Annotated in this window: 9 protein-coding genes and 1 pseudogene; 2 read left to right on the top strand and 8 right to left on the bottom strand. The window is 49.0% G+C overall.

What is annotated here, in order from left to right:
* Positions 1 to 330: 330 nt before the first annotated feature.
* The 7 genes and pseudogenes from KI367_RS17010 to KI367_RS16985 all read right to left on the bottom strand — a co-directional run bounded on the left by KI367_RS17010 (position 331) and on the right by KI367_RS16985 (position 5099).
* Positions 331 to 1506 (bottom strand): hypothetical protein, encoded by a 1176-nt coding sequence (locus KI367_RS17010; RefSeq protein WP_246537033.1) that lies wholly within the window; start codon positions 1504 to 1506, stop codon positions 331 to 333.
* A 246-nt stretch (positions 1507 to 1752) separates the two neighbouring features.
* A pseudogene (locus KI367_RS27465) lies at positions 1753 to 1872 on the bottom strand (SWIM zinc finger family protein); the annotation flags it as partial.
* A 310-nt stretch (positions 1873 to 2182) separates the two neighbouring features.
* Entirely contained in the window at positions 2183 to 2479 is a 297-nt protein-coding gene (locus KI367_RS17005; protein WP_157179516.1) for a nucleotide exchange factor GrpE, read from the bottom strand.
* 28 nt (positions 2480 to 2507) lie between these two features.
* A complete protein-coding gene (locus KI367_RS17000) occupies positions 2508 to 3146 on the bottom strand; it encodes a UPF0158 family protein (protein WP_212951081.1) in 639 nt (212 codons plus the stop codon).
* Positions 3147 to 3158: 12 nt separating this feature from the next.
* Positions 3159 to 4292, bottom strand: a complete 1134-nt coding sequence (locus tag KI367_RS16995) for a DUF6155 family protein (protein ID WP_019537554.1) — start codon at positions 4290 to 4292, stop codon at positions 3159 to 3161.
* 78 nt (positions 4293 to 4370) lie between these two features.
* Positions 4371 to 4763: a type II toxin-antitoxin system VapC family toxin gene (locus KI367_RS16990; protein WP_036712124.1), complete on the bottom strand. Its 393-nt coding sequence runs from the start codon at positions 4761 to 4763 to the stop codon at positions 4371 to 4373.
* Positions 4764 to 5099 carry a hypothetical protein gene (locus KI367_RS16985; RefSeq protein ID WP_230191323.1) on the bottom strand — a complete coding sequence of 112 codons (336 nt, stop codon included), beginning with the start codon at positions 5097 to 5099 and terminating at the stop codon, positions 4764 to 4766.
* Between the two features lie 422 nt (positions 5100 to 5521).
* Between KI367_RS16985 and KI367_RS16980 the strand changes: the two genes are divergently transcribed.
* Together KI367_RS16980 and def are read left to right on the top strand one after the other, a co-directional pair.
* The gene (locus tag KI367_RS16980; protein WP_036712122.1) at positions 5522 to 5761 is read left to right on the top strand and encodes a helix-turn-helix domain-containing protein; all 240 of its coding nucleotides are present in this window, start codon (positions 5522 to 5524) and stop codon (positions 5759 to 5761) included.
* A 24-nt stretch (positions 5762 to 5785) separates the two neighbouring features.
* Entirely contained in the window at positions 5786 to 6298 is a 513-nt protein-coding gene (gene def, locus KI367_RS16975; RefSeq protein ID WP_036712120.1) for a peptide deformylase, read from the top strand.
* Between the two features lie 83 nt (positions 6299 to 6381).
* Here def and KI367_RS16970 read toward each other — a convergent pair whose 3' ends face one another.
* A complete protein-coding gene (locus KI367_RS16970) occupies positions 6382 to 7290 on the bottom strand; it encodes an aldo/keto reductase (protein ID WP_212951079.1) in 909 nt (302 codons plus the stop codon).
* Between the last annotated feature and the right edge of the window lie 7 nt (positions 7291 to 7297).

Below are 7297 nucleotides of genomic sequence, written 5' to 3'. Positions count from 1 at the left end.
CAACGTATCGCCGCCAAAGTCGCTGCCTTAGAATGACGTTTACCACAAATTAACATGGAAACCGTTTAGCCCTGTCTTATGGGGAGGGGGAAAGACTACCCTCTTTTCAGAATCGTCGCGTAATCCACTGGGTATTTCCCTGTTTATTACAGTTGTTGCCTACTAATCCTGCTACAAACTGGCCACCATTATGGGCTTTCGAAATTCAGGATTATTATAACATATTCGATTATGATCAAAATTACAGGTTTCGCATACCGGTTTGTCCACCCTCATCACAAAAAAATCCGCTGTGCACAAACCGCGTGACTTCTTATTCCATTATAAAGTTCAAAAACGGATCTTCCCCAGCTCCTCCCGGAAAGCCGGTCTTCGCGGAAACCTGGTTAACAATTTTTGTGTGACGGTGAACGCTTCTTTCCGTCCGCCAACCTGTTGAAGCATTCGAATGATCCGGCAAACATCGGCGTAATCTCGCCTGTCTCTGGATTGATCCGCCCGGAATTCGATATATGCCACGAAAAGCGCCTTCACCTCCTCCGGGTAATGCGGAAGCAATTGCTCATAGAACGATTCAATTCGGTAAGGTGCCTTGCGGACATGTTCCAAAAGCCGTGCGAACATCTCCTCTTCCACCAGGATTTGGGTATACGTATGCTCTCCCCTCGGGCTCTGCTCCAATTGATCTAACATATCTTGCAGATACAAGGACCATTCTCCCTCATCCGAAAATGTATCCTTCACAGACCGGTAATAATCATATTCTCCGTTCATGATCAGCTCCATCCCGAGTTTCCGCTGCTGTTCGACTTGTCCTGTGCGATGGTATGCCTCATACCGATATTTCTTCCAGCGATAGACGAGCCCCAGCAGCTCCTGATCTTGAGCTTCCCCGGCCTCCGCCAATCGGATCGCTTCCTCGGCATCGCCTTGCTCAAGCGCCGCACGAATCGCAATCTCCCGGATTTCCGGGAAATGCAGATGTCTATACAAATAAGCTTTCGCCTGTTCTTCATCTGAACGTTCCAATATTTGACCATATCGGAGCACAGCCACCCGCTCGTCTGCGTACCTCTTCGACCAATTGCTCCCGGACATATGACCCAGGAGCGAATCCGCCGCATCATCCCATTGATGTTGCATCTCTTCCGACTCGATCAGCGCGCCCGCCGCCTCGAGGAGCGCGAGCTGCCAATCCGGCCACCCGTCATAATAAGGTTGATGTATCTCCTCCAACAACCGACGGAAAATCTTCATGCGTTCTTCCGCCGGAATATGATGGCGATCCTGAACCAGCTTGAAGATCGATTCCAGACAGCTTTCGATCACGATCCCGACTCCACCGTCCGAATCGTCGGCGGACTGCAATAATTCAATCATCTCTTCGATGATGCAAAACAGAATCGCCAGCCCGTGCAACCATCCCCCTTCATCGAAGGCGGCGAGAGCCTTTTCAGCGACGATCTTCGCACCTTCCACCGCGCGGCTTACGTTCCGCCAAGACACAAAGCCATGATCATCCGAATATGTGTCAATGTAGGATCGAATCAACCGTCGGCAGGCGTCCAACTCCTGATCCGCGCCCCTTTTCGACAAATGAATTCTAATGCGCTCTTCCGCGGTATATGAATCCGATGCAATCGAGAGCAGCAATTCGATTAATTTCTCCTTGCTCTCTGCTTCCAACAGTTGCCGGAGAGAAGGCTCCGGTGAAGATGCCCCGTCTGCTTCTCTATTCTTAAGCTCGAGGAATACGGCGACTTGATGCTTGCATACCGGCCCGAAATCGTACGGACAATCGCATTCCGATTCCATTATGTTGTTCTCGTTGTCTAGCCTTACATAAACCTCATAATCCTCGTACCCGCGCACAACCGCAGTGTACTTTTCATCGGCAATGGACTTCAAGGAAATTACCCGTCCTTCGGACGCGTATTCCTTCCCTCTGTGTACAACTGCAGGATCTATGTATCTGGAAAAATCGGATAAATTCAAGAGGACCACCCCCTTTGGATGCTTCTTTCCATCTTGGAATTCCAATAGTCGATGAACACCTGATAAGATCGCACCGTGGTAAAGAAGGGAATATGTTGGTCTGCCGCAGCGTCTACATATTCATCTTTTAGAAATGGTGACAGCGACACAGGTCGTATATCGGTTGCCATTTGGAAAATAATCCTGCTCATTTGTTGCTTTTATGCTTAAGGATGTATGTTTTAGCCAAGTGGTTTAGATGGCCAACAGCAATTGAATTGGGATCACTCGGGTCATGCTTCTTCTGCATGGCACGTTCAAATTCATCAATCATCTTTGCAAAATCGCATACATTCTGCTCAAGACCAAATAAGCGTTTCATGTCTCGATAGTGTCGAAAAAAGACTGCTTTAGCTTGATCATTGGGATAACCTAATTGTTGAAGTTCCGAAATGACCGCTTGAGCATACAGCTTAATCATCGTCTGTCTTGAAGAACGTTTCACCGGTATCCCCTGCCCAAACATTTCTTTATTACTCGAGAATCAACTTCACTTCAATGGATTCGAACCAATCAGAAACACGTTTGCGATTCTGCTCTTCAACAAACTGGTAATACCGCTCTAACTGCTCGCTGTCGGAAGATAACGCATCCTTGAATCTTCGGAATATTCTCTTGCCGCCGCTTAATATGTGCATCAAAGTGGATTGCAGCTTTTTATCTTCAACCGTTTCCGCAAAATCAACCATGTCGGTATATCCTTCATCCGACTCCCGTTTCGGTATCCGAAAATAAATTTCATTAAAGCCTTCTTCAATGACCTCGCTTAATTCTTCGTCCTCTTCATCCCGGTCAAACGTTCGCAACATGACAACATCTCCAGTTTCGATATTCAGGAAGGACTCTATTCCTTCTACGTACATGTCGTATGCATCCACAATCTCCTGAAACTGCTGCTTGGTCAATTTCAATTCTTTCATAGGTTCTCCCTCAGCTACTGTCGCTTTGATCAACTCGCCGCGTTGTTCCGCCTCATATTCCTCCCACGTGATTCCATACGGGAAGCCTCCATCCGTATATCCGGCGATAAAATAGAAATTCTCGTCTTGCTCCAACAGCCCCGTGAATTCCGCTTTCTGACCGGTCCGCTTATTTTTCTTCCTGCCGCGCATTAAGTTCCCCACCTAAATCCATCTTATTTGAGCGTGCAGATTAGCCAAATTGTCATGAAAACCCCAGCCGATCCCTTCTGTTTTCGAAACAACGGCTTCGAGACGTTCCTCGAATTCGTCGAACAACTCGGCTGTTTCATCTTCATTTACTTGATCAATGATATCGGCATACATGGACACCATGCTGTAGTAGAAGCGTTCATCAATATCCCCGTAGCTTAGGGTGAAATCAACTCCATTTTCAACGTAGACCAGCTTCAATTCCAGGGCGTACCTGGAATTTCCAGTCAATCTCTCGAATTCCGAAATCGCATGTTTCGCTTCCTGGAGTCTCAGCTTGCCAAATCCCCGCTCAGGGAAAAACTCTTTCTCAACCTTCTTGCAATACTCTTGAAAGAGAGACTCTACTGCTTCATCGCCCAGTATTCTTACAGCAAGAAACTTCTCCATATCTTTGCTGGCGCCATAACAAGCCTTCACCAAATCGATAAGCTGGTCGCTATTTAGCTGCTTCAGATGCTTATTCAGAGCAGACTTCGTCAGCTTCACAGGCTTTTTCCCTACCGGCCGCTTAACCAGTGACTTGGGGATCAGCTTGTCCTTCTGCCGCTCAAGCTCCTGATTCACTTCTTCGCAGGAGAAATGTTCGGGATCATATCCTTCTCGAACCCAGCCTATAAAATGATCCCGCTCCGGATGATTGGGAGTAAGCAGTACTTCCAGCATATGCTGATGCCCCCACACGCCTCCCACATCTTCCTGCGGACAGCCGCGGGCACCATCTAGACACAAGGGTGCCGGGTCGGATGTCGATGCGTCGATTTTGATCAACGTAACCGTGTGCTGCCAATCATCTCCAAAATCATACACGTATGTAAATACGGTGTTTTCTTCGTGAACATGCTTCTGAACGATTTCCCTCCGTGCATTCAGCACCTCGCGGTCTTCTATATGCTCGAATGTCGGATCGGGCAGACCGATCACCTTTTCTTTCACATGAAACTCGTATAAATGGTAATTTTCCCAACCCATGACCGATTGGATGATTTTGTGAAGCTGATGAAACGTCACGTCCGGATGAAATTGAAACTCCCGCCAAATCTTCGGGGCAATCTCATTCAGTTCGATTCTGCATCTATAAAGCATGATCGTCTGTTCTCCTTTTAAGTATTCCGAGTATATAAACAAACCCACTGTATCTCGGTTGGAATTACAATGGGTAGGCTAAATGGTAAACAGCGGCAAACCGAATGCTTCCCGAACAAAGCTCATATCGTGGTCCCTTGATACAAGACCAAGCTGGTGCTCAATAGAAGTTGCAATAATAATTGCGTCCGGAGTTTTAAGCTTCCGTCCTTTCGACTTTTGTTCCCTGCGTATGTCCCCGGCAAGTCGGGCAACACTGGAACTTACCTCAATACATCTTCGTGAATTAAACAGCTTGATTCCTTGCAAACGATAAGCGGATTCCAGCCCGCTAAACACTTCGCACTCCGTAATGACGGAGAAATAAATCGACATCCGATCGTCACTGGCTTGCCGAACAAAATCCAACGCGGCATGCTCACCAGCCAGCAGTGCAATGGCGATATTGGTATCGAGTAAATAACCATCCATTTAATTCCACTCTTCCTCGCGCATTTTCTTGACTTCATCAGCCAACTGTTTAGCTTGTTCCGGTGTTAAAACCCCGGCCGACTCAAGTATGTCATCAATGGAATAGTCATCCTCGACTTCAATCGTTTGGTTATCCAAATTGATTTTCACTTTGCTTTGCGTAATATTCATCTTCGTCAAGATGGAACGAAGTTCATTAGCCGTTTTTTGATCCATCTTTTTGGGCAAAGACATGGTTAAAACACCAACCTTCCGATTTAAGATTTGCAAAATATTTCCGTATTTCCGACGTATTCTGGGCTTTGCCGGATTTATATTCCATTCTGCTCTGCTCAATCAGGGATTGGATCTCCGGATTGGCTTCAACATCAGCTTGAATCGATCGCTGTTTTTCGATATCATTTCACTCCTGTCATAATCGTTTCTTCTGTCATACTGGAGCGCTTAATTTCGTGTTACCAACAGTATAACATAACACACTCAAAATCCAGAAGGAGATAAGCCGGCCTCTTTCGGACCAGCTTATCGATCCAGATGGCTTGTCCTCCCTCACCGCACAAACCGCCCGCTGCACACAAAACGCGCCGTTTCCTGACATAGGTTCGTGTTCACAACGTGTTAACATTAAAAGCCTATTGTTCCTTGACGTCAAATGATTTCAGATGGTTGCTTGTTGGATTCTATCGTGGTAAATTAGGTGGCAGATCATTTATTTAGGCAGCACCTAAAAAATCGCTTTGTGAAAGGGGATGACATGGATGCTTGTGTGGATGCTTCGGCAGGTTATGGCCCAAAAGGGCATTTGGTCGGGCGCCGAATTGGCAAGATTGCTGAAGGAAAAAGCCGGATATGAGCTCTCCCCTCCTTCCATCAGCGCATTGCTGCGCGGACAGCCCAAACAAATGAAAGCCGAAACGTTGGATGCGCTCTGCACGGCTTTGGAGTGTACGACCGGTGATTTATGGGTTCATACGCCTACGAACATGCAAGGAGCTTAATTTAACATCGGGAGGTTCATCAAAGTGGCAGAAAGAGAAATACTTCCTTTTGGAGATCCGGTGCTCCGGAAAAAAGCCAAGCCGGTCGAACAGCTGACCCCGAAAATGCTGCGGATCCTGGATGATTTGGTGGATACGCTGTACGCGGAAGACGGACGCGCTGGCCTGGCCGCTCCGCAAATCGGCGTTTTGCGCCGAATGGTCGTCATGGATTGCGGGGAAGGGCTGGTCGAATTGATCAATCCGGAGATCCTCGAATCAAGCGGTGAGCAAATCGGTCCGGAGGCCTGCCTCTCTTACCCCGGTTATGCCGGGATCGTAAAACGGGCCGATTACGTCAAAGTCAAAACGCTGACCCGGACGGGCGAATCGGTTGTGATCGAGGGTCATGGTTATCTCGCCCGCTGCATACAGCATGAAATCGATCATCTGGACGGCGTGTTATTTATCGACCGCATCGTGGACGGACAGTTTTACGACGAGTTGACCAAACAAAAAGCCGACCTGCTGCGCGTCCTCAAGCTTGCGCAAAAATAAGCGCTATTGGGACTCCCGGCAACAAAAGAAACCGTCCCTGTTCTCCAGCGAATACAGGAACGGTTTCTTATTCATATCCCGGGTTAACGATGTGCCGTATATACGTTCGGGCGGCTGATCCCGCGGATTTGCTCCAACTCCTCCGGACTTAATACCGGCGCAGCGGCCGAATCCGCATTGTGAATGAGCTGGTCCAGCGAGCTGGCTCCCGGAATGGCCGCGGCTACCGCCGGATGGCCTAGCGAATAACGGATGGCGGTCTGCGACATGGTGCGATCCGGACGGATGAACGCCTCCAGCTTGCGGCGGATGTCCAGCAGTTCTTCCGGCCCGTAATCCAGATATCCTTTGCCGGCTTTTCCTTCGCCCGTTTCCGCCAGCACGCCGGAGGCTACGGGGCCGCGGGCAACGACGCTGATGCCGTGCTCCGCAAGCAGCGGCAGCACTTCTTCCTCCGGTCTGCGGTCCAAGATGCTGTACTGGCTCATAACCGACACGATGTTCGAACGTTGGACGTATTCGCGGATCACGTTCGGACGGATCGAGGAAATGCCGTAATAACGGATGACGCCTTCCTGCTTCAATTCTTCGAACGCCTCGATCGTCTCATCGATCGGGTCGTCCAACGTGCCGCCGTGCAGCTGATACAGGTCGATGTAATCGGTCTGCAGCCGGCGCAAGCTGTCCTTTACCGCCGTTTTGATGTAAGCTTTCGAAGGATCCCAGCTCCAGCCTTCCTTGCCGGGAATGCGCCGGTTGCCCACTTTGGTCGCGAGCACGACGTCGCCCCGGCGGCCTTTTAATGCTTTGCCCACGATTTCCTCGTTCCGGCCCGCATCATACAAATCCGCCGTGTCCAAAAAATTGATTCCCCGTTCCAGCGCCGCGTGGATCAGGCGTTCCGCCGGTTTTTCCTCCGTCCCAAGCGACATGCAGCCCAGTCCGATTTCGCTAACGTACAAATCCGATGATCCCAGGCGATTTTTTTTCATCATTCAT

The sequence above is a fragment of the Paenibacillus cookii genome (assembly GCF_018333375.1).
In the GTDB taxonomy this organism is placed as follows: domain Bacteria; phylum Bacillota; class Bacilli; order Paenibacillales; family Paenibacillaceae; genus Paenibacillus_AQ; species Paenibacillus_AQ cookii.
The sequence above is the reverse complement of the archived record's forward strand: the minus strand, read 5'-3'. Positions and strand labels throughout refer to the sequence as shown.